The sequence below is a fragment of the Ktedonobacter racemifer DSM 44963 genome (genome assembly GCF_000178855.1).
GTDB lineage: Bacteria > Chloroflexota > Ktedonobacteria > Ktedonobacterales > Ktedonobacteraceae > Ktedonobacter > Ktedonobacter racemifer.
On record NZ_ADVG01000002.1, the window covers coordinates 1740726 to 1761616 of the forward strand.

20 protein-coding genes and 1 other annotated feature are annotated in these 20891 nt (G+C 55.3%); of the genes, 16 read left to right on the plus strand and 4 right to left on the minus strand.

Features of this window, described 5'->3' with window-relative positions:
• Positions 1-15: 15 nt before the first annotated feature.
• Positions 16-1206, minus strand: a complete 1191-nt coding sequence (locus KRAC_RS23800; RefSeq protein WP_007911542.1) for a DUF711 family protein — start codon at positions 1204-1206, stop codon at positions 16-18.
• 169 nt (positions 1207-1375) lie between these two features.
• Between KRAC_RS23800 and KRAC_RS23805 the strand changes: the two genes are divergently transcribed.
• Positions 1376-4579: an AAA domain-containing protein gene (locus KRAC_RS23805; RefSeq protein WP_007911545.1), complete on the plus strand. Its 3204-nt coding sequence runs from the start codon at positions 1376-1378 to the stop codon at positions 4577-4579.
• A gap of 49 nt (positions 4580-4628) precedes the next feature.
• On the opposite strand, the gene KRAC_RS23810 is transcribed toward KRAC_RS23805, so the two are convergent.
• Positions 4629-5342 (minus strand): response regulator transcription factor, encoded by a 714-nt coding sequence (locus KRAC_RS23810; RefSeq protein ID WP_007911551.1) that lies wholly within the window; start codon positions 5340-5342, stop codon positions 4629-4631.
• A 432-nt stretch (positions 5343-5774) separates the two neighbouring features.
• Here KRAC_RS23810 and rbsK point away from each other — a divergent pair, with 432 nt between their 5' ends.
• The 6 genes from rbsK (at position 5775) to serS (ending at position 12402) form a co-directional block, all read left to right on the plus strand.
• Complete coding sequence (gene rbsK, locus KRAC_RS23815) at positions 5775-6725, plus strand: ribokinase (RefSeq protein WP_007911553.1); 951 nt, start codon at positions 5775-5777, stop codon at positions 6723-6725.
• Positions 6700-7632, plus strand: a complete 933-nt coding sequence (locus tag KRAC_RS23820; RefSeq protein ID WP_007911555.1) for a nucleoside hydrolase — start codon at positions 6700-6702, stop codon at positions 7630-7632. The genes rbsK and KRAC_RS23820 overlap by 26 nt, the downstream gene beginning before the upstream one ends.
• A 163-nt stretch (positions 7633-7795) precedes the next feature.
• Complete coding sequence (locus KRAC_RS23825; protein WP_007911556.1) at positions 7796-8107, plus strand: metal-sulfur cluster assembly factor; 312 nt, start codon at positions 7796-7798, stop codon at positions 8105-8107.
• 191 nt (positions 8108-8298) lie between these two features.
• On the plus strand, positions 8299-9552 hold the full coding sequence (locus KRAC_RS23830) for a zinc-ribbon domain-containing protein (protein WP_007911558.1): 1254 nt from the start codon (positions 8299-8301) through the stop codon (positions 9550-9552).
• Positions 9553-9658: 106 nt separating this feature from the next.
• On the plus strand, positions 9659-10741 hold the full coding sequence (locus tag KRAC_RS23835; RefSeq protein WP_007911563.1) for a hypothetical protein: 1083 nt from the start codon (positions 9659-9661) through the stop codon (positions 10739-10741).
• Between the two features lie 101 nt (positions 10742-10842).
• Positions 10843-11058: a binding site (T-box leader), on the plus strand.
• Between the two features lie 57 nt (positions 11059-11115).
• The gene (gene serS / locus KRAC_RS23840) at positions 11116-12402 is read left to right on the plus strand and encodes a serine--tRNA ligase (protein WP_007911565.1); all 1287 of its coding nucleotides are present in this window, start codon (positions 11116-11118) and stop codon (positions 12400-12402) included.
• A gap of 49 nt (positions 12403-12451) precedes the next feature.
• Here serS and KRAC_RS23845 read toward each other — a convergent pair whose 3' ends face one another.
• Both KRAC_RS23845 and KRAC_RS23850 read right to left on the minus strand, forming a co-directional pair.
• On the minus strand, positions 12452-12853 hold the full coding sequence (locus KRAC_RS23845; RefSeq protein WP_052568545.1) for a metallophosphoesterase family protein: 402 nt from the start codon (positions 12851-12853) through the stop codon (positions 12452-12454).
• Positions 12854-13262: 409 nt separating this feature from the next.
• Positions 13263-13754, minus strand: coding sequence for a metallophosphoesterase family protein (locus KRAC_RS23850; protein WP_007911567.1), 492 nt, complete (start codon positions 13752-13754; stop codon positions 13263-13265).
• A gap of 544 nt (positions 13755-14298) precedes the next feature.
• On the opposite strand from KRAC_RS23850, the gene KRAC_RS23855 reads away from it, so the two are divergent.
• From KRAC_RS23855 to KRAC_RS23895, 9 genes are all read left to right on the plus strand, one after another.
• Entirely contained in the window at positions 14299-15084 is a 786-nt protein-coding gene (locus tag KRAC_RS23855; protein WP_007911568.1) for a metalloregulator ArsR/SmtB family transcription factor, read from the plus strand.
• Positions 15074-15868: an MIP/aquaporin family protein gene (locus KRAC_RS23860; RefSeq protein ID WP_007911570.1), complete on the plus strand. Its 795-nt coding sequence runs from the start codon at positions 15074-15076 to the stop codon at positions 15866-15868. The genes KRAC_RS23855 and KRAC_RS23860 overlap by 11 nt, the downstream gene beginning before the upstream one ends.
• Entirely contained in the window at positions 15861-16361 is a 501-nt protein-coding gene (locus KRAC_RS23865) for an arsenate reductase ArsC (protein WP_007911571.1), read from the plus strand. The genes KRAC_RS23860 and KRAC_RS23865 overlap by 8 nt, the downstream gene beginning before the upstream one ends.
• A complete protein-coding gene (locus tag KRAC_RS23870) occupies positions 16358-17716 on the plus strand; it encodes an FAD-dependent oxidoreductase (RefSeq protein ID WP_007911572.1) in 1359 nt (452 codons plus the stop codon). The genes KRAC_RS23865 and KRAC_RS23870 overlap by 4 nt, the downstream gene beginning before the upstream one ends.
• A gap of 251 nt (positions 17717-17967) precedes the next feature.
• Positions 17968-18510 carry a hypothetical protein gene (locus KRAC_RS23875; RefSeq protein WP_052568547.1) on the plus strand — a complete coding sequence of 181 codons (543 nt, stop codon included), beginning with the start codon at positions 17968-17970 and terminating at the stop codon, positions 18508-18510.
• Positions 18507-18863, plus strand: a complete 357-nt coding sequence (locus KRAC_RS23880) for a hypothetical protein (RefSeq protein WP_007911574.1) — start codon at positions 18507-18509, stop codon at positions 18861-18863. The genes KRAC_RS23875 and KRAC_RS23880 overlap by 4 nt, the downstream gene beginning before the upstream one ends.
• A 185-nt stretch (positions 18864-19048) precedes the next feature.
• The gene (locus KRAC_RS23885) at positions 19049-19513 is read left to right on the plus strand and encodes a hypothetical protein (RefSeq protein WP_007911575.1); all 465 of its coding nucleotides are present in this window, start codon (positions 19049-19051) and stop codon (positions 19511-19513) included.
• 108 nt (positions 19514-19621) lie between these two features.
• The gene (locus KRAC_RS23890; protein ID WP_007911577.1) at positions 19622-20221 is read left to right on the plus strand and encodes a VOC family protein; all 600 of its coding nucleotides are present in this window, start codon (positions 19622-19624) and stop codon (positions 20219-20221) included.
• Between the two features lie 90 nt (positions 20222-20311).
• Entirely contained in the window at positions 20312-20788 is a 477-nt protein-coding gene (locus KRAC_RS23895) for a hypothetical protein (RefSeq protein WP_007911578.1), read from the plus strand.
• Positions 20789-20891 lie beyond the last annotated feature (103 nt).

Consider the following 20891-nt stretch of genomic DNA (forward strand, 5'->3'; position numbering starts at 1 on the left):
TATAGCATCCTTTCTCTATACAAGCGTATTTGTCAGATACGGCGAGCTAAACGTTGTGCTCTCGCCAGCTTGTCTTCCAGGAACCGGGAAGAGGCGCGCCGAGAGCGGTTTGCGCAGTCGCAGAGCAAGCGTCGCTACATCCAGGAGCAGCGCGGCAATCTCTTCGACGGAGCAGTCTCCTGGCAAGGGAACCGTGTCCAGTCCTGTCCCACACACGGTGGAATACAACAGGAGTTGATGGGCGTTGACTCGCCGCTCGGCCCAGCGCTGCCCTAACAGGCGATCCTCCAGGACAGGAAGCATCAGACCGTTATAGCCACAGGTTGGCAGCTCCGTTCCCTTCAGGGCAGCGGTCAGCGCCGCTGCGACCGCGAGCGTTCCCGGCGATCCCAGGGGGCCATAGCCACAGAGTTCCATGGCCGCCGCGATACTCTCCTCGCCCATAGGCGCGGGCGAGAGATCGATACCGCCAAAGCGCACGCCATACGCTTCCGCCAACTGGCTGACTGCTTCCACCACCGGGCGGGCCTGTGCCTGCAAGGCAGCCTTGAGAGTCTCGCTTACGAGCGTCAGATCGAGCGGGCCTGCCTGCTGGGCGCGCAACTGTTGTAGCGCCTCCGTCACAATGCTCACCCCCTGCAAACCAACACTCAGGCTACTAGTTCCCTCATGATAGGCCGCAGGAAAGAAGGGGCTACCAGGCTCAACACAGGCCAGCATAGCGAAACGGAAGTTGCCAAAGCCCTCTTCGCTTTCGCTCGCCAGGCGCTTGATAATGTGGGCTGTGGGCAGAGCCGCCTGCGCGCGCAGGCCATGCTGGAGCGTTGCCAATTGAACTGTCGCACTCAAGGCTGGGGCTGGCAATAAAAGATCTGCTAATATATCCAGCCGCGCCAGGGGAAAGTCTGGGCGCGTCACCTGGGCCGCTCCCAGTGAACAATAGGCCAGGTTTTGCTCGTCCAATATTTCCTGCAACTCCTGGATATACTGCTGAATCTCCGTCGCGGACCAGGACACCAGGTCATCCCACAAGGAACGCGTTGAGAGGCGCAGCGTCTGTAGCTCGTAGCCAGCCTCCGTGAGCCGTGCCTCAACCTCGCGTAACAGGGCGCTCGCCTGTTGTATATGCTTCACCGTCAGCGGGTGAGCGTCCGCCAGCCCCAGCGTAACAGTACGAATGATGGGATTTTTCGGGGATGCAACCATCTGTTTCCTCTTTTCCAATTGGTCGGTGTATGGTAATAAAAGAACCACAAAACGTCTATCGTTCTAGCTTTATTCTCTATGTATCCTTGTTTGATCTAGAGATTGACGAAAGTTTGTTCGTGGCGTACACTGCCAGCAAGAGCAAAATACAGGAGACTTTTTCGCAACTATGACGCAGGGAACTGAACAACCTGAGATCCATACTCACACACCCGAATGCTTCCTCTGTGCCTTCGATCCAGGTCCTGATTGTACGGGGCTGCAACTCGAAGGGCGTATTCTCGTCGCTCAGGAACGGCTGGTGGCGGGCGAGCAGGTCGCGGTCTTCGTGCTGGATACCGGGAGCGCGCATATCGAGTTGCACCTGAATGACCATTACTATCGCAGCCTGGTGCGTGAGCTTCGTGCCCGCTGGGATGTAGTCAAAATGCGTCCCTTGCGTCTGCGTGTCTATCATCTCCCGTTTGCGCCCACCGAACTTACCTTTCGTGACCGCTCACGTTCCTGCTATCGCGGCAACTCCTATACCCTGGCCGTGCTTGAGCCAGATACCCTGCTTAACATCACTGACCTCAACCAGGCGGAATATTGCCAGCGCCAGCACCTCTTGCAGCGCTTGATCCCTTCGCCAGCAAACGCCGCGACCATTCGTGGTAACATTGTACATCATTGCTTTAAGGAGCTTCTCAAGGAGCATGATCGCGGGAAATTCTTGCTACGAAAGGCAGATGAAGAGGAAAAGCAGGCACCAGAAACGGCGTATGTAAGCCTGCAACGTCACCTGGAGCAAGCATTACAGCTCCATAATATTGAGATGGCCCTCGCGGGCATTAATCCTGAAGCGATGCGCCAGGAGGTTCAGCCACACCTGGAAAGCCTGGCACGTTGGTTTGAACATGAACGCAATACACTCTGGGATATGCCGACTGCGCTTCAGGAGACTCACGAAACACAGGCAGATCCTGATACCGCGCCCAACCAGGTGCGCGCCGAGACCTTTCTGCTGGCGCCTGAAATTGGGCTACGTGGACGCCTCGACCTCTTCTGGCGACAGGCTGGTCGTCAACGCCTGCTCGAACTTAAAACAGGGGGCGCCAAAGGCGAGCTTCCCCGCAAAGAGCATCGCTGGCAGGTCTATGGCTATCACTCTCTGCTCATGGTCCGCCGCGATTCTCAGATGAAGAAGGCCCTCGCGACCCTCCTCTATAGCGGTACGCCACAACATGCCCAGGCCTTTGGCATCCCCGCTTCTATCCGCGAGATCCAGCGCGTCAATGAGCGGCGCAACACCCTGGTGCTCAGCCTGGCAACTGGCATTCCAACCACACCTCCAGGCCCCTCACGCTGCAATCGCTGTTCGCTCCAGAGCCAGTGCTATCAGCTCTCAAGCCTCCTCGACTGGCAGCTTCCAACCATCGACGCGGCCTTTCAGAATGGACAGGGCGAGGTAGGCGGTCCGGATACCCAGGACAGGCGCCCCTGGCATTTCAACACTCAGGAGGATAAGGCCTTCTTCGCTCACTACTATCACCTGCTTCAATTGGAGGGCCGCGCGGGCGAAGAACAGCAGGCCAGGCTCTGGAATACACCGATAGAGGAGCGCCTTAAACAGGGAACAGCCATCCAGGGCCTGCAAGCGCTTGGCCCAGCCAACATTGCGAATGATGGCTGGCAACAGAGCTTTAGCTGCGAGAATACCTCTGAACTACGCGAGGGCGACGAGATTCTCTTGAGTAGCGGCGATCCCATCCGTGGAGAGGTCGTCAGTGGCACTATTCTCCAGATTAGTTCGCAAGCCGTAACCGTCTGGACACGCGAGCTGATTGACCACCCGGCCCTGCTCGACCGCTATGATAATGACTTGGTGCATGTACGCACTTTGCAGAACCTGATGCGCTGGCTCCAGGTTGATCCTCACCTGCGTGACCTGGTCGCGGGGAAGGTCCGTCCGCGCTTTAAACAGCAACAGGTCCATCCAAGAGCAGACTTTAACGCTGAGCAGAACCTAGCGGTTGAGCGCGCCCTCCAAATGCAGGATTATCTACTCGTCCATGGCCCCCCAGGAACAGGGAAGACCAGCGTTATTGCCGAGATTGTCAAGCGCCTGACGCAACAGGGGCAGCGCGTCCTGCTGGCGGCCTTTACGAACCAGGCCGTCGATAATATTCTTCTGCGCCTTGAGCGCGAGGGCTTCGACACCTACCTGCGCCTGGGTCATGAGCGTAGCGTGGCCGAAGGAGTGCGCCCCCACCTGCTGAAAGGCTTGGTGGATGAGAGTCCGCATCCAGAGGCGGTACACGATCTGCTGCACTCTATGCCAGTGATTGCCTCAACGACTGCGACCTGGTCCTCTGATAAATATATGCCATTCCACATGCTCACCAGCGAGAATGTCGCGCGTAAGCAGAGTGGACTGGACTTTGACGTTGCCATTATCGATGAGGCAGGCCAGCTTACTGTGCCCGCCATCCTGGGAGCCTTGCGTTTCGCGCACCGCTTTATCCTGGTAGGCGATGAAAAGCAGCTTCCCCCCCTCGTCCTGAACCCGGAGGCCGCGACCCAGGGCTTAAGCGATTCCCTCTTCAGTCACCTTAAGCGCTTCGATGATGACTATATGCAGAATCAGGCCGTGGCCATCAGCGCCTGTGTGCCACTACGCACGCAGTATCGTATGAATAAGTGGATCTCAAACTTCTCTTCCACCGTCTTTTATGAGCGTCTGCTTCTCGCGCACCCCTCGATTGCCGAGCGAAAGCTAGACTTTACCTCTCTCTCGCCAACTCGCCAGGAGACAACCGCTATCACCGAGGTTCTCAGGCCGGGGCGCCCCCTGGCCTTCCTCGATAGCTCACCTCTTCAGGCGGAAGCGAACACATATGAAGCTGGACCGGGCGCGAGCGAGAGCAAAACGAGTAACGCCGAGGCACGAGTTGTACGCGACATCGTCGCGGAACTCCTCAAGCGTGGCATCACACCGAAAGATATTGGCATTATCGCGCCTTTTCGCGCACAGGTCGCCACCATTCGGCGGCATCTCTTTAGCGGCGATCCTGCCAGCGGTTGGGAGGGGCTCCCGACCTCGTCCCTCCTGAGTGTGGATACCGTTGATCGCTTTCAGGGTGGCGAGCGCATGGTTATCATCATGTCCTTCGCGACCAGCCAGGAGCCTCCGGCAGGCAGCCAGCGACGTGACTTCCTGACCAATCCACATCGCTTAAATGTGGCCCTGACCCGCGCTCAACGCAAACTGATCCTGGTTGGCTGTGTTCCGGCCCTTGAGCCACTGCCTCTTTTCAGCCGCCTCATTACTTACTGCCGCAGCATGAAGGCCATTTTTCCGGCGGCTACCCCCACACTTACCCCCACCTCTTAAGCGTGGTGTCAGTCGGCCACAACCTGTTTGCTCACAAGGGTAGGTACTGTTAGACATCTTGTATGTCGATCAGCCCTTTTTTGATTGCATAGATCACAATCTGAGAGCGATCATAAATGTTGAGCTTACGATAGATGTTGCTAATATGGTTGCGCACCGTCTTCTCGGTTACCGCTATGGCCTGCGCAATCTCTTTAGGCACCATCCCCCTGGCAATACGCAGCAATACCTCGATCTCTCGGCTCGTCAGCCCCTCGCCAATCGGCTCTTTCTCCACCAGCCCTTGCTCATAAAGCTGCATCATGCGCCTGGAGATACGTGATGTAATAACCTGCTCGCCTGCGTAGACTGCGCGAATGGCGGCTACGACCCCTTCAGCGGAGCTATCTTTCAAAAGGTAGCCACTCGCACCCGCGCTCAATCCCTCCAGAACGCGCTCATCAACTGTGTAAGCGGATAAGAGGATGACCCGGATCTGTGGCCACTCTTCCTTGATGCGCCGTAGCGCCTCAATCCCATCCATACGCGGCATCTGCACATCCATTAAGAGGACATCCGGCTTGTACGTTTCAGCAAGTTCAAGCGCTTCGATGCCATCACCAGCCTGCCCAACCACGCTAAAAAACCGTTCCTGCGCCAGCATGCCAGCGATACATTCTCGAAAGAGACGTTGATCATCGGCCACCAGGATACGAATATATGTTCCCTTCTCCTCACTGCTCCGGCGTTTACTTCCAGGCTTCTCTTCTATTTGCAGCACCATGACACCCTCCCATAACCACATTGCGATATATTTACGCTATTAGCTTCATCTATCAATATGCCCTACAACATGTAGAACGCGCAAGCTCCTTTTAGCTGGCAAAATGGTAAAGATTTTTGCTTTCGTGGCTAAATTCCTTAACCGTACATATGCCTATAAATCAATATCCTAGATAATAATACATCCTATTGCTCTTTTTACCAACAATCATGCAGGTGCATTCTCGCAGCCTATTGCGAGAATGCACCTGCATGATGTATGCTCTCAGTGGATGTTCATCAGTACCAATAGCGCTTACCATACTTTTGGGACTATCCCCTCGCCACGCCCCACATAGCTTCTCGCGATATGCACCTGGGCTATAACAAGAGAGTTCTGCTTTCCCGCAGGTCATACTGGCATGGCAGTAATGTACACAGGAGAACATTCGTTATGCAACCAAAAAACATCCTGGTAGTCGGTAGCCTGAATATGGATCAGGTTGTACGAGTTCCACATATCCCGCGTATGGGTGAGACGCTTTTGGCGGAGAACTCGTTAAAATTTGTTCCCGGCGGCAAAGGAGCAAACCAGGCTGTAGCTATAGCTCGCATGGGAGCCTCGGTTACCATGGCTGGCCGCGTTGGCATCGACTCCTTCGGAGACCGCTTACTAGACGCGATGCGCACCGAAGGTATCGACACACAACTTATTGTTCGAGATAAGGAAGAGAACACTGGGACTGCGTTCATCTTTCTCTCGCATGAGGGGGATAATGCGATTGTCGTAGCCGGGGGAACAAATATGCTGGTCGGAGAAGATGAAGCGCACATGCAGCAGATTCATGCGGCCCTGGCTTCAGCGCAAGCCCTGGTGCTTCAGCTTGAGATTCCCCTCGCAACCGTAACCAGCCTGATTGAGAAAGCCGATACCCTTGGCGTCCCAGTGACGCTCAATCTGGCACCCGCGCAGGCGCTCTCCCGTGATCTCTTGCGCAAAGTCACTGTGCTCGTGCTCAACGAAACTGAAGCCACACAACTCAGTGGGCAGCAGGTACATAGTGTTGAGGATGCGCGCATCGTCGCGACCATCCTGCACGGCTATGGTATTCAAACCGTAGTGATCACGCTTGGTGCACGGGGGGCCATGCTCGTGACACGCGACACCACTGGACAATCACGCTGTATCTACCAGGCCTCTCCCAAAGTTCAGCCAGTGGATACCACGGCGGCGGGAGACTGCTTCGTGGGCGCGCTCACCGTTGCTCTCAGTGAGGGGCAGCGCGCCGAGGATGCCCTACGCTTCGCGGTCTATGCGGCATCCCTCAAAATCGCACGCTTCGGCGCGCAAAGTGGAATACCCTATCGGGAGGAAGTTCTTGCATCGTATCATTCTGGACACTGATCCCGGCATCGATGATGCCCTCGCGCTCTTTTTAGCTCTGGCCTCGCCTGAAATACAGCTTGAGGCTTTGACCACTGTATGCGGAAACGTCAATCTTGACCACACGACGCGCAATGCTCTGGCGTTACTCTCCCTGGCCGGACGAGAAGATATCCCCGTCGCGGCAGGCGCGTCACGCCCTCTCATCCTTCCACACGGGGATGCGGCGTCCGTTCATGGGCAGAACGGTCTGGGTCAACTTCAGCTTCCTGAACCACACATCGCACCCCACCCTCAGCATGCGGCCGACCTTATCATCGAGAGGGTCATGCAGGCACCCGGCGAGATTACGCTTGTGGCCATTGGGCCACTGACCAACCTGGCCCTGGCCTTGCGCAAAGAGCCCCGTATCGCGCGTGCAGTGCGCGAGGTGTATATCATGGGGGGCGCACTGCGCGTCCCTGGCAACGTCACGCCTGCCGCTGAGTTTAACATCTATTGTGATCCGCATGCAGCCCATGTGGTCTTTCACGCGGGCTGGCCACTACGCATTGTCAGCCTGGATGTGACCCACCAGGTAAGCCTGACCCCCGAAGATTTTGCGCAATTGGCGACCTCCCTGGATGGCTCGGTGAAGCACGCGATCTTACAGATGACGGACTTCTACTTCAACGTCTTCCAGGCAGAGATAGCGACCAAAGCATTCCATATGCATGATCCGCTCTGCCTCGCCGCAACATTCCGCCCTGATCTTATAACCTGGCAGCCGGCCTACGTTGATGTGGAACTTCAGGGCGCACTGACCCTGGGTGAGACGGTCGCCGACTTTAAACGGCACACGCAGGCCAACATACAAGCACCAGTCGCCGTCGACGCAGCAGGCTTTCGCACCCTCTTCCTCGAGCGCATCGGACAAGCCTATCCCTAAGCGGGATTGCAAAGGGCGAGGCCCTTTGCCGGGTGTGGGGTGTCCCCACCAACCCTCTTTTTTCTTTTGACAAAAAGGCTCCGATACAGTATATTACAGAAGAATATATTCCGACCTATTTACTCGGATTAAGAGGAGCCTACCAGAAACAAAGGAGCCGATTATGGCACAAATCAATGAAGCAGAAGTGATGGACGCCCTGCGTGAATGTTATGATCCAGAAATCCCGGTGAACATTGTTGACCTGGGCCTGGTCTATGGCATTGATATACAAGAAGAAGATGCCAGCGTAAACGTAACGATGACTCTGACCGCTATCGGCTGCCCCATGGCTGGCGAGGTAATAGAAGAAGTCGAGTCGCGCGTAAAGCAGGTCGAGAATGTACAGAACTGCAAGGTCGACCTGACCTTTGATCCTCCCTGGTCCCCTGAGCGTATGACAGAGGACGCAAAATGGGAACTGGGAATGATCTAGGAAATATGCTAAAGGCAGAATGAGGCCAGGCGTCGCGCGACGCCTGGCCTCATTCTGCCTTTAGCACTATTAGGCTTGGCACAATACGGGAAGAATGGTATGCTAGTGCATGATCTCGCTCTGTCTGGATCATGCATATTTTATTTTTTGCCCACTGTTTTATTTGTTCTATTACATCGGAGTTTTTACATATGCAGCATTGCCCCAACTGCGGCACACCACTACAAGCTATAGCAAAGTTCTGCCCTGGCTGTGGTCAGCAGGTTGCACTGGCATCCAGTCCAGCACAGCAGCCTGCCAGTGATCTTCCTCCCGCGCCCCCTGCGCCCTCCGAACCAGCTATGCTTGCTGGCGAAAACTACGGCTCCTACGGCCCCGACGTGGTAGCCCCCACGGCACAATCCTCAGCACCTACCTCGTCGCCCGCCCACAGCATTTCCTCGCCTTACCATACACCTGTCTCTCACGCCGGGCAGACACCACCCATCACGCCTTACAGTGCCAATCCTTACGCTCCTCCCGTTGATCCAGCGGCAGGCCAGAGGACTCCAGGGATGTATACACCTCCTCCCTACATGCCTTATATCCCACCTACGCCTCCCGTTGCTGCCAGGAGGAAGCGTTCGCCCATATTACTCGTCCTCCTGGCCATTTTGCTCATCGTTGTCGTTGGCAGTGGTGTAAGTCTGATTTACTACGCGGGGGTTGCCCTACCAGCTCAGGCCAGCGCCCAGGCCACCAGTACCGCCCAGGCCGCGACCAACACGGCCAACACCCAGGCGACCGGCACCGCCCAGGCAATCACCAATGCCACCGCCACAGCCAATGCCCAGGCGACCGCGAGTGTGCAGCAAACGGCAACCACGCGCCAGACGATCTACTCCCAGGCGACCAGCGGCTCGCCCATCTTTCAGTCCTCTCTTTCCGGTCCAGATAGCGCAGGCTGGGAGACTTATGATGCCGTAGGGGGCGGAGGATGCTACTATAGCAATGGTGCCTTCCATGCCGATGTTCGGAATAAGAACTATTATGTCGCCTGCTTTGGACTCAACACCAATTACACAAATATGGCCTTTGAGGTCAATATGACGATCCTGAAAGGTAATACAGGTGGGATGATCTTTCGCGGCAATAAGGGCTCATTAAAATTTTACTCCTTTGAGGTAGGAAGCGACGGCACGGTGGAACTTAATGCCACTCAGAGTGATGGCCACGCCCATAACCTTTTCTTTGATCACCCAAATGTTGTTAAAACAGGTATCGGGCAGGCAAATCTTGTAGATGTTATCGCACGTTCCAGCACAATATATTTCTATATCAATAAACAATACGTCGGCCAGGCCCAGGATACAGCCTATACCTCTGGCCAGATTGGCTTCATGTCTTTAGATAACTCTTCAGCGACTGATGTGGCCTACAAAAACGCTCGCGTCTGGCAGCTTTAGCGCCACAAAGAGGAGTGAACAAACGAGACGCCAGGATTGGCTCCCAGCATCTCACAAGGCGCGTAAATCGACGCCAACGAAAGATAAGGAGGGATATTTATCACTCATGCCTCATCTATCACCAGGCGAAACTCCGCATCAATCTGAGAATTCCAGGATCGCGCCAGCAGAGAATCAGCCGGGCAGTACATCCCCAGACACAACGACGCCCGCTGAGTTCGAAACGCTCTCTCCCCAGGAGAAGCTCTTTGCCGCGCGCCTAGTAGAATTAGATCTCAAGCGCCAGCGACTCCTGAAAGCCCAGCAATTGCAGGATCGGATGCGCCTACTCGTCTTCGCCCTGGCGACTGTCTTGATCGTTAGCGGCTTCGGCTTTATTATCTACAGTACCAGCGTCGACTATCGTCATTCCACACATGCGTTTGCCACTGTACAGGCACAGTGGACACAAAATGTCGTTAACACCGCCCAGGCGCGCTCGCAGGGAACAGCAAACGCCATCAATACCGTCCAGGCCAATATTAACGCCACCGCCACCGCCCAGGATGAAAATCAGGCGCAGGCGACCACAACCATTGAAGATATGACCGCCACGGCGACCGCACTCGAAGGCATCCTCACCGACGCAACCAAGAAAAATCCCGACCTGAACGATTCCTTAAGTGATCGCACCGGTGATGGGAAATGGGATATTGGCGGTAACAGCACCACGGGTTGTGCCTTCACTAGCAGTGGTTATCACGCCTTCGTGGCCAAACGGGGCTATATCCAGCCCTGCCTCTCGCAGGCGAAGACCTACGCCGATGCCGTCTATTCAGCCCAGGTCACCATCAATACAGGCAACGCCGACCACGCCGGGCTGCTTTTCCGCGTCGACAGTACAGGCAACCAGTACTACTTTTTTAGCATTGGCATGGATGGAACCTACAGCCTCGACCTCTACCAGGAGTCGGGACAGGGGCAGAACCTGCTCAATGGGCGCAGCTCGGACATTACACAGGGGCTAGGGCAGAGCAATCAGCTCGTCGTGCTCGCCCAGGGCACAACCTTCTACCTCTTCGCAAACGACACCTTCCTTGGAGGTGCCAGAGATAGCACACTGAAATCAGGGCGCCTGGGCGTGGCCGTCGCTCAATCAGGTATCCCCATCGACGCCAGTTTCAGCAATGTCAAGGTGTGGAAACTTTAAGCCAATCCACACCTTGACAAAGCGCAAGCAAACTGTTACCCTTGTACTTAAGTATAGAATCGGTGACAGATCTGTTTTACCAGGCAATATATAAACATAACATAACGGCTATGATTGGGACAAGTAGCCTGCGCCACCTTTCAGAGAGCTGCGGTTTGGTGCAACGCAGTAGTGAGCAGCGGTGAAATCCACCCAGGAGCCTGCGCGAAGAGCGCTCACGGTTCGCCCCCGTTACCTGGCCAGAACGAGGTTCACTTTCGCTTGAACGAACAAAGGTGGTACCACGATAACGCTGTAAAGTCGTCGTCGTCCTTGTAGGACACGGCGTTTTTTTATTGTTCGCATATACGCCGCCATAGATAGAGGAGGAGATCATGCTCGATCTCACGTTTATCCGCACCAACACTGACGCGGTCAAAGAGGCCGCGCGCCTGAAGAATAATCCTATCGATATCAATGCCCTCCTGGAGCTTGATCGGCGCGTCGTCTCGCTTCAGCAAGAGGTCGAGGAGGCCCGTGCTCAGCAGAACGCTCTCTCGAAAAAAATTCAGCAGGCCGCGAAAGAGAAAAACGTCGAGCTGCGCAACCAGTATATCGCCCAGGGCAAACAACTCTCGGAAGCTATCAAGGAGAAAGAGCCGCTCCTGGCCCAGCTTCAGGAGGAGCGCTATCAGCAGCTCCTGCTCGTACCCAATATTCCCGATCCTAGCACGCCTGTGGGCAAAGATGAAGACGACAATGTGCCCATTAAGTATTGGGGTGAGAAGCCGAACTTTGCATTCCCCGCGCTCGACCATTATGACCTGATGCAGAAACTCGAGATGGTGGATATTGAACGTGCCGTCAAGGTGGCTGGCAGCCGCAGCTATTCGCTCAAAGGCGCTGCCGCGCGCCTGGAGCTAGCACTGATGAACTTCGCCTTCGACCGCCTGTCGCGCAAGGGCTATACTCCCATTATCGTACCCTCGATGGCCCGCGACTTCGCCTTTGTCGGCAATGGTCAGTTCCCCAAGGGCCGCGACCAGGTCTACGAGATCGAAGGACAGGACCTCTTCCTGGTGGGTACCGCCGAGGTCTCGATCACCGGCATGTACAAGGATGAAATTCTCAAGGCCGAGGAGCTACCGCTGACTTACGTAGGTTACAGCCCCTGCTTCCGCCAGGAGGCCGGCACCTATGGCAAGGATACGCGTGGTGTCTTCCGCATTCATCAGTTCAACAAGGTAGAGCAGTATATTATCTGTGAAGCCGACCATGCGGTCTCGGTCCAGTGGTTTGAGGAGCTTGAGCGCAACGCGGAGGAGCTCATTCAGGCCCTGGAGCTGCCGTACCGTATTGTCAACGTCTGCACAGGCGATATGGGTGATGGCAAGGTTGGTATGCACGATATCGAATGCTGGGTTCCCAGCGAGAATCGCTATCGCGAGACCCACTCGTGCTCGTACTTCCACGATTGGCAGGCTCGTCGCGCTAATATTCGCTATCGCGATGCCGAGGGCAAGGTCCGCTTCGTACACACGCTCAATAATACGGCCATCGCCTCGCCCCGCATCCTGATTCCGCTGATCGAGAATCACCAGCAGCCAGACGGCAGTGTGCGTATCCCCGAGGCACTGCGCCCCTACATGGGTGGGCAGGACTACATTCGCCCGCGCCAGTAGAGCAAACGCCACAGCCAGAGCAGGTCTAGGCATATCGTTCAGACCTGCTCTACGGCTCCTCTTCAAGCCACAAAATCTCCCCGCGCACACTCGTAGCCTCATCATCAATAGAGAGCATCCCTACACTCCGCCTGGGCTGACTACGCCGCTCATTCGCGCTCCCAGGATTAAACAGGAGAAGACCCTCATGCTCCTCATTATATGGAATATGACTGTGGCCAAAGACCACCACCCGCGCCTGGGGAAACTCCCGCTGCGCGTTGCGCGCATAGTGTTTTCGCTCGCCCAGAATATGCACAATACCAATGCGGCAGAAACTCACGAGTATCTCACGCTTGATCGGCAGAGCCATTACGACATCATCCCGCTCCACGTTTCCCTGCACCGCAATCACGGGAGCAATCGTCTCCAGCTCCGAGAGTACGGCCAGTACAGTATAACCTAGTTCCAATCTCAGGACAATCGATGAAAGAAATCATTATGGCAATACGCGTGCTGCTTCGTGAGGAGCGTAAGGACGTTAAGACAACGTTACACGCAACCATGTAACAATGTGAGAAGATATTCACGGCACCAGGGAGTACACCTGTGTTCCCTGGTTTCTTTTTCCTTTGCGCCTATAACATACGATCTACTTAGGCTTTTTTGTAGCGCGGCCTCACCTCCACCGCGCCCCTGGTTGTTCCTTTCGCGCTTTCCTCCCACGTTGTTGGCACCCCCACATTTTCACACCCGAACGTTTCAGTAAAACCCCAAAGTAAGCGAATCGCCCAAGGGTTTAACCCGCTTGCGAGGTAAGCCAGATAGCACATTCCCAGGCTGGGACTATTGAAAAGAAGCTATAGAAATTATCTCGCCATTTACAACCAAATAATTTCTCCCCATACCTTCTTCTCCTCATCATCCACATGCAACAACCCAACACTGCATCTCGGTTGCTTTCGTCGATCCGTCGCACTGCCCGGATTGAACAACAATTGCCCATTATATTCTTTGTTGGAGGGGATGTGGCTGTGGCCGTAGACAACGACGCGGGCGTTGGGAAACTCCTGACGAGCCATCCTCTCCCTATTATGCGTATCTCCTAGAATATGCACAATGCCAATACGGCAATGACCTACGACAACCTCGCGCTTGATCGGCAATTTCTCAACAACCTCTTCATATTCGATATTGCCCTGTACCGCCATGACAGGCGCCAGGGTTTCAAGCTCATCAATTACTGAGAGGCGCGATAAATCGCCAGCGTGGATGATTAATTCTACCTCCGCGAAATGGGCCGACACAGCTTCTGGCAACTGCTTAAATTGCGGGATATGTGTGTCTGAAATGACCCCAATGTGATGCATCATTTGCGTTTTCTCCATCTTACATTGTTATCTCTGTTATTCAGCCTCTCTCAGCAGCTTAATTTTATCACTCAGATCGTTTGGATGTTCAGTCGTAACTAGTCAGATCCCCTTAATCCTCAGTGCCAGCAGTAGATAGGATAGCTTAACACAGAAAAAGCAATCTTACAGACTAGGGAGCGCAAGCGTTACTCCCTGGTTTCTTTTTGTCAATGTTAAACCTTAAGCGAGTAAGCGGCAAACGTGATGACAGTTGCACCATATATAGTATTGTTGCCTCATCATGTATCGGTTGCGGCATCGTACTCCCAATGGTTTAACCCACTTTATGAGTAAGCAAGAAAACGGAAGACACTCATATAGGAAGGAAAGCATCTATCGCCCAACCAAAAAGCAAAAAGGAATTTGGTAAACAGCAAGAGGATAATGCTGGTTCCATCACCTCTTAGGCGTTAATTTCTCATAATTCTTGCTTTTCTCAAAACGCTCTGTTACAATCCATCAAAGTATTTCGATGCAAATTAATTTGATAGAGAAAAGGAGGGCCATGAAAACATCCACTGCGCAACTTCCCAGCATTCTCAAGTTGATTGCCCACGATATCCGATGGGCAGTCCTACGAGAACTGGCACATTCTGATTATCGGGTTCAAGAGCTCGTTGAACGCCTCGGACTCCCACAAAATCTGGTGTCTTATCATCTGCGAAAATTACGTGAAGGACAGGTGGTGAGTGAGCGCCGCAGTAGCGCTGACGAGCGAGAGGTCTATTATCGACTCAATCTGGACCAGCTCCAGGGACGATACCTGGCTGCTGGTTCCCTTATTCATCCTGCGGTCACGATGGGTATGGAGCAAAGAGCTCCTCAGGAGCCACTTTCCCATGGCCCTGGGTTGCGGGTGCTCTTTCTCTGTACAGAGAACAGCGCGCGTTCGCAAATGGCCGAGGCGCTCCTTCGCCAGGAGAGCCAAGGAATGGTTGAGGCATACAGTGCGGGAAGTCAGCCTGCCGCACACATTCACCCTCTGACCCGCCGCGTTATGGAGCAGATGGGCATTGACATGAGTCAAGCCACACCCAAACCCCTCCACCTGTTTGAGGGCCAACACTTCGATGCGATTGTGACGGTCTGTGATCGCGTCAGAGAGGTCTGCCCCACCTTCTCCGATGATCCTGAGCGTATCCATTGGAGTTTTCCCGATCCAGCCACTGTGCAGGGAACAGAAGCTGAACAGCTTCACACCTTTGAGCAAACCGCTCTACAGTTGACCACACGCATTCGCTCGTTTTTGCCTCTGTTAGAACGAAAGAAGAGCAATCCTCGTGAGCAGTAAAACCATTATTGAACAATCGCGTTCACCTCGCCCTTTTGCCCTGAGGCTCGCCTCAAGAACCTGGGCTGCCTATCTTGCAGAGGGTCTGGGCACCTTTGGCCTGGTCTTTGCAGGGTGCGGAGCGATCATGATCGACACGCTCTCTCATGGCGCGGTCACCCATGTTGGTGTGAGCCTCGTCTTTGGCCTGATCATCACTGTGATGATTTACGCCTTCGGGCATATCAGCGGAGCCCATTTCAACCCGGCGGTAACCCTTGCCTTTGTGGTCGTCCGCCACTTCCCTCTCCGGCGGCTCATTGGCTACTGGGTGGCACAACTGGCAGGAGCGGTGCTTGCTGCCATGTGCTTACGATTCCTGCTGGGGGATGTCGCCTTCCTCGGAACCACACTTCCGGTGGGCGCCGGAGGAGCCTGGCAGTCCTTTGGGCTCGAAACTTTACTCACCTTTTTTCTCATGATCGTCATTATGGCCATGGCAACCGACACCCGTGCAGTAGGGCAGGCTGCTGCGCTCGCGATTGGTGCCACGGTCGGCCTGGAAGCCCTCTTTGCAGGTCCTATTTGTGGGGCGTCCATGAATCCTGCTCGCTCACTTGGCCCAGCCCTCATCAGTGGAATGTGGACAGCTCAATGGGTATATGTTCTGGGACCAATGCTTGGAGCGGTTGCGGGAGCCATCATCTACCGCTGGCTACGTGAGGCGAGCGGACCACCAGCAACACAGGAGGCCTCTGAGCATCCTGATGCCCTATCAACCCAGGAGGAGAAGACTTATGTCTGAGCCATCACGCTTTGTGAATGCCCCTCTGCGAGTACTCTTTCTCTGTACCCACAACTCATCTCGTTCCCAGATGGCCGAAGGACTCCTGCGCGCACATGGGGGATCGGCCTTTGAGGTCTTCAGTGCAGGAACCGAGCCACGCGTGGTGCATCCGCTCGCCATCAAAGCCATGCAGGAGATTGGCATTGATATCAGCAGCCAGACTGCCAAGGGCATTGAGGCGTTTGCGAGCGAGCCCCCGATGGATCTGGTGGTAACGGTGTGTTACGAAGCGCAAGAAACGTGCCCGTTCTTCCCCAATGCCAGATCCCAGGTCCATTGGGGGTTTCCTGATCCCAGCCGCATCACCGGCACAGAAGAGGAACGGCTTGCCACCTTTCGTCACATTCGCGACCTCATTGCGGTAAAAATCAACCAGTTTCTTGACCGCCAGCCCTCGTTTTCTTATGCGCAGTTGTATGCGGCGGCCAAAGCGGAGGAGCAGCAAGGATGAGCCATCTGGTCATTATTGGTGGCAGCGATGCGGGTATCAGTGCCGCTCTTCGCGCGAGGGAACTGGACCCCTCGACGAGGGTGACGCTCATCGTAGAAGATTCCTTCCCCAACTACAGCATTTGTGGTCTCCCATTCTATCTGAGTGGAGAAGTCTCTGACTATCATCAGCTTGCACACCGGACGCGAGAAGAGCTTATCCGTTCAGGCATTGATCTCCTGCTGGATCATACAGCGCTCTTCGTTGATCCCGACACTCACCGCATCACGGTAAACGATTGGGCTGAGCACACCCAGCAGATCGTCTATGATCGCCTGATTCTCGCGACGGGAGCGCGAGCGAGAGCGCCTCGGATCGAAGGCCAGAACCTCCCAGGCGTGTTTCTCCTGCATTCGATGGAGGAGAGTTTCCAGATGCAACACTATTTGTCAGGACACGTCGTTCGTTCGGCGCTCATCATCGGTGGGGGCTACATTGGCGTGGAAATGGCCGATGCCCTGACGCTGCGTGGCCTGGCTGTGACGCTTGTGGAACATGGAGAGTCGGTCCTGAGAACGGTTGATCCCAGCCTGGGAGCACTGGTTCGTGCCGAACTGGAGCAGCAGGGAGTCAGGGTAGAAACGGGGATCGGGGTGCAACAGATCTCGCTCTCTTCAGCGCGCTTGTGTGTATCTGGCTCTGGAGGGTTTGAGGCACAGACCGATCTGGTTCTCATCGCAACGGGCGTCGAACCACGAGCAGAGCTAGGACAGGCGTTGGGTATCAAGTTGGGAACACAGGGAGCCTTGCGCGTGAGCAGGACGATGGCTACCTCTCATCCCGATATCTTCGCCGCCGGCGATTGCGTAGAAACCTGGCATCGCATGCTGCAACGACCCACGTATTTGCCCCTGGGGACAACAGCTCACAAGCAAGGTCGCATTGCTGGAGAAAACGCTGTGGGAGGCCATCGCCTCTTTGCAGGAACGCTCGGCACCCAGGTCGTGAAGGTCTCTGATCTGGCCATTGCACGAACGGGCTTGCGCGATCACGAAGCGCGCGCGGCTGGCTTCGATCCCTTCACAGTTGAGGGAGCATACTTCGACCACAAGGTCTATTATCCTGGTGCGAAATCCGTTCATATGCGCCTCACGGGTGATCTGGCCACAGGCCGTCTCCTGGGAGCGCAACTGGTGGGACCAGTACGAACCGAAGTTGCCAAGCGGATCGACACGCTTGCCACCGCATTGTTTCATGAGATGACCGTTGATACACTCTCTGATCTTGACCTTTCCTACACCCCTCCTTTGGGCAGTCCCTGGGACTTGGTGCAGATGGGTGCTCAGGACTGGAGCCGAGCCGTTCACAGGAGATAACAGATGACGCCTGCTGTGAACGCGCAGGTGTACGGAAAAGACTGGTGCTGTCGCTGAGAAAACAGCGGCAGCTTCCCCATGACATTTGTCACGCCCAAATCACGAGCAATTTCACTTCCCTGCTCCCTGTTGTGCCCCTATACTTTCCAGTACAAGCAGATCGGGCGCAATACACTGGCATTCTGTACGCTGGATGGTGGTTTCCCGACTGCCTGCACCTGGAGCAACAACAGTCTAAAAGGAATGACCCTATGATCGATGGCTTTCCTCTCTCCTTCTTCCTTCCGCTTGTCGTGCATGCGGTGGCGGGCCTCTTGACAGGAGTCACTGGCCTCATGGCGTTCCGTGCCCCCAAACGCCGAGAACGCCATCCTCGTTGGGGAACCCGCTATCTGTGGGCCTATACCGTTGTCTTTCTCACAGCCACCATCTTATCAGGAGAGCGTTGGGCAGCCGACGCCTATCTCTTCTTCCTGGCCGTGATCGGCTATGGTTTCGCACTTGGTGGCTATGGAGCCCGCCGTTTTCGCCAGGTGCCACAGGTTCGGCGCCTGCTTGGGAAGCAGTGGGTGGTTGCCCACATCATCGGCATGATTGGGTCCTACGTCGTCATGTGGACGGCCTTTTATGTGGATAACGCCCACCTGATCCCAGGTCTAAATGCGCTTCCCCCGCTCACGTTCTGGGTTCTCCCCACCGTCATTGCGCTCCCGTTCGTCGTACTCTCGCTCTTCCGTTTCGCGCCGAAAACGACCAGAGCGGTACGGGGAGAGCCAGGAAAGGAGGGAGTATGAGAAAACAGCCATTCGCACTCTGGTTTCGGATCGTCTCGGTCATTTTGATTCTGTTCGGAATCCTCTATGTGTTCGTTGGGCTCAAGGTCTTGCCAGTGCGGCGAAATGTGCTCATCGATTGGGAAAGCGCCTTGTATGGCGCTCTGATGATCGGCTGGGGCACCACGCTCTTGCTCATAGGACGGTTGGCCTTTCAGCGTGACGATCAAGCATTGAAGCGAGCACTTTTGGTTGGGCTGCTCATGTGGCTGGCGGTCGAGGCGGCAGCTTCCGTCTGGTTTGGGGTTCGGTTTAATGTTGGCGTTGATGTGGGGGTGTTCGTGCTGTTTGCGGTGCCACTGCTCAGGCGCTAGACAACGGGCCGAGCGTCGGAGCGCCTCTTGATCGTTTCGCTTGACATTGAGCGGCTAAGGGATCACCTGATCATGCGCCTCTGGTTGGGTGCATCAATGATGACTAGCATTATTGGCCTGCTGCGGAGTTCTCTTCTTATCCCACCAAAGGATCTCATTATGGACAGACAGGAAGAAGGACGTGTATGAATCTTCTGCTCTTTTTGCTAGTGGCGGCCACTACCATCAATGGACTGCTCGCAGGTCTCAATGTGGATACGGCGCTGGTGAAGTTACCAGCCCGTCGGCGCATTGGTGTGGTTGCCTATGCAACCTTTGCTCGTGGCAACGATTTGGGCAACGGACTGCTCGTCTACCCGCTTCTGGGCATCGGCGCAGCGCTACTCACCGTGCTTGCGACCCTCTTCGCCTTCGTTTCCCACACAAGGATGGAGGTGGTGCTATCGCTGTCTGTTGCCGCCCTCTTGAGTGTGCTGCATGCCTTTGCCACGAGCAGAGCGGCACCCATCATGCTTAGTCTCAAGAACGCACCAGATGACGAAGCGCTCTTGGCCGCGAAACTGGACCGCTTTGCGCGCTGGCACGCTCTTCGGGCGACGTTGCAGGTCGTGGCGTTTTTTGTTCTGCTGTGGACGTTGGTCGTTGCGTGATGCTCATCAGCGCACAGAGGGGAAGAGGAACTGGAAGGCCCTTTCCTCCTGGTTTTGTGTGATCTTCTCTTTCAAGAAGCAACAGGGTATCAAAAAAAGGAGCTATCTATGTTACACCCATCTGAGCAGCATGCTCTCATTTGCCCCACCTTCCATCACTTCGGAGTGATCACCGCGCACCTGGAGGAGATGCTTGACTGGTACGCCAAGGTGCTCGGAATGACCGCGGTCCAGGCATCGCACGGGCTGGTCTTTCTCTCCAACGACCGAGCGCACCACCGCCTGGCTGTGCTCTCGCTCCCTGGTACGCGTGACACCGTTGCCCCTTATCCTCACGCCAAAATTCAGCATGTGGCGTTCGAGTATGCTACCATCGACGATCTCCTGACCTCGTGGGAGCGTCTCAAAGAGTGGGGAATTGAACCGGTACTCGCTGCTGATCACGGCCCAACCACTGCATTCTACTACCAAGATCCCGATGGTAACAGCATTGAGGTATTTGTTGATAACTTCGGTGACTGGGATGCATCCAGCGAATACATGAGGACCTCGCCCGACTTCCAGCGCAACCCGATGGGCGCCTTCGTTGACCCCGCACAGATGAGGGAGGCACACAAGGCGGGCGCGACGGCAGCAGAACTGCACCGGCGTGCCAAGGCTGGAGAATTTCCTCCTGCTCGTCCTATGAACCCACAGATCCTGCTCTAGCACCCATATGGTGCTCTTCGCCCCGCTCTGCGTCAGAGAAAGGCCAGCCAGAACGGGCGAAGAGATGACAAAGAAGGAGTGCCCTGGCATATGAACCACCTCATCGTCCTGCTGGTGATAGCCACCACCGCGCTCTCTGGCATCGCTGCTGGAGCGAGTCTTGATGTCTCCATTCGACAACTGCCTGCACGCCACCGGATTGGAGTCAGAGCCTATTCGGCGTATAGCTTGGCAACCGATTTTGGCACCGCGAGGATCTGGTATCCTCCCCTTGGCATTGGTACTCTGCTCCTTGCGCTTGCCACAGCAGGGACGGCTTTCTTCCAGCAAACAGCCCTTCCGCATGCGCTGCCGATGTACCTGGCTGCCGTCTTATGGGTTGTGCATCTGCTCATCACCCTTCTCTGGGCGTTGCCAACATTGCCTCGTCAACGCCAGGCCGCCGATGATGACCAGCAACTTGACACGATTTTTAACCAGTTTGAGCGCCTGCAAATGGTTCGTGCCGCCCTGGATGTGCTGATCTTCGCCTCGATCCTGTGGGCACTGGTCAGTTATCTCCCTTGAGGACAAGCATGCAAAGCGTTTCCTCACAGAAGAGGAAAACCCGAGCACCGGCCAGGGAAACCACAGCACGCGGGCCAACAATGGTAGAATGGGAGGGCGAGAA

Excerpts from the sequence above, each read along its gene's own strand:
- KRAC_RS23865 (WP_007911571.1), top strand. The coding sequence starts at position 15,861 with ATGTCTGAGCCATCACGCTTTGTGAATGCCCCTCTGCGAGTACTCTTT.
- KRAC_RS23870 (WP_007911572.1), top strand. The coding sequence starts at position 16,358 with ATGAGCCATCTGGTCATTATTGGTGGCAGCGATGCGGGTATCAGTGCC.
- KRAC_RS23855 (WP_007911568.1), top strand. The coding sequence starts at position 14,299 with ATGAAAACATCCACTGCGCAACTTCCCAGCATTCTCAAGTTGATTGCC.
- KRAC_RS23880 (WP_007911574.1), top strand. The coding sequence starts at position 18,507 with ATGAGAAAACAGCCATTCGCACTCTGGTTTCGGATCGTCTCGGTCATT.
- KRAC_RS23810 (WP_007911551.1), bottom strand. The coding sequence starts at position 5,342 with ATGGTGCTGCAAATAGAAGAGAAGCCTGGAAGTAAACGCCGGAGCAGT.
- KRAC_RS23825 (WP_007911556.1), top strand. The coding sequence starts at position 7,796 with ATGGCACAAATCAATGAAGCAGAAGTGATGGACGCCCTGCGTGAATGT.
- KRAC_RS23885 (WP_007911575.1), top strand. The coding sequence starts at position 19,049 with ATGAATCTTCTGCTCTTTTTGCTAGTGGCGGCCACTACCATCAATGGA.
- KRAC_RS23875 (WP_052568547.1), top strand. The coding sequence starts at position 17,968 with ATGATCGATGGCTTTCCTCTCTCCTTCTTCCTTCCGCTTGTCGTGCAT.
- serS (WP_007911565.1), top strand. The coding sequence starts at position 11,116 with ATGCTCGATCTCACGTTTATCCGCACCAACACTGACGCGGTCAAAGAG.
- KRAC_RS23800 (WP_007911542.1), bottom strand. The coding sequence starts at position 1,206 with ATGGTTGCATCCCCGAAAAATCCCATCATTCGTACTGTTACGCTGGGG.
- KRAC_RS23890 (WP_007911577.1), top strand. The coding sequence starts at position 19,622 with ATGTTACACCCATCTGAGCAGCATGCTCTCATTTGCCCCACCTTCCAT.
- KRAC_RS23830 (WP_007911558.1), top strand. The coding sequence starts at position 8,299 with ATGCAGCATTGCCCCAACTGCGGCACACCACTACAAGCTATAGCAAAG.
- rbsK (WP_007911553.1), top strand. The coding sequence starts at position 5,775 with ATGCAACCAAAAAACATCCTGGTAGTCGGTAGCCTGAATATGGATCAG.
- KRAC_RS23805 (WP_007911545.1), top strand. The coding sequence starts at position 1,376 with ATGACGCAGGGAACTGAACAACCTGAGATCCATACTCACACACCCGAA.
- KRAC_RS23850 (WP_007911567.1), bottom strand. The coding sequence starts at position 13,754 with ATGATGCATCACATTGGGGTCATTTCAGACACACATATCCCGCAATTT.
- KRAC_RS23835 (WP_007911563.1), top strand. The coding sequence starts at position 9,659 with ATGCCTCATCTATCACCAGGCGAAACTCCGCATCAATCTGAGAATTCC.
- KRAC_RS23895 (WP_007911578.1), top strand. The coding sequence starts at position 20,312 with ATGAACCACCTCATCGTCCTGCTGGTGATAGCCACCACCGCGCTCTCT.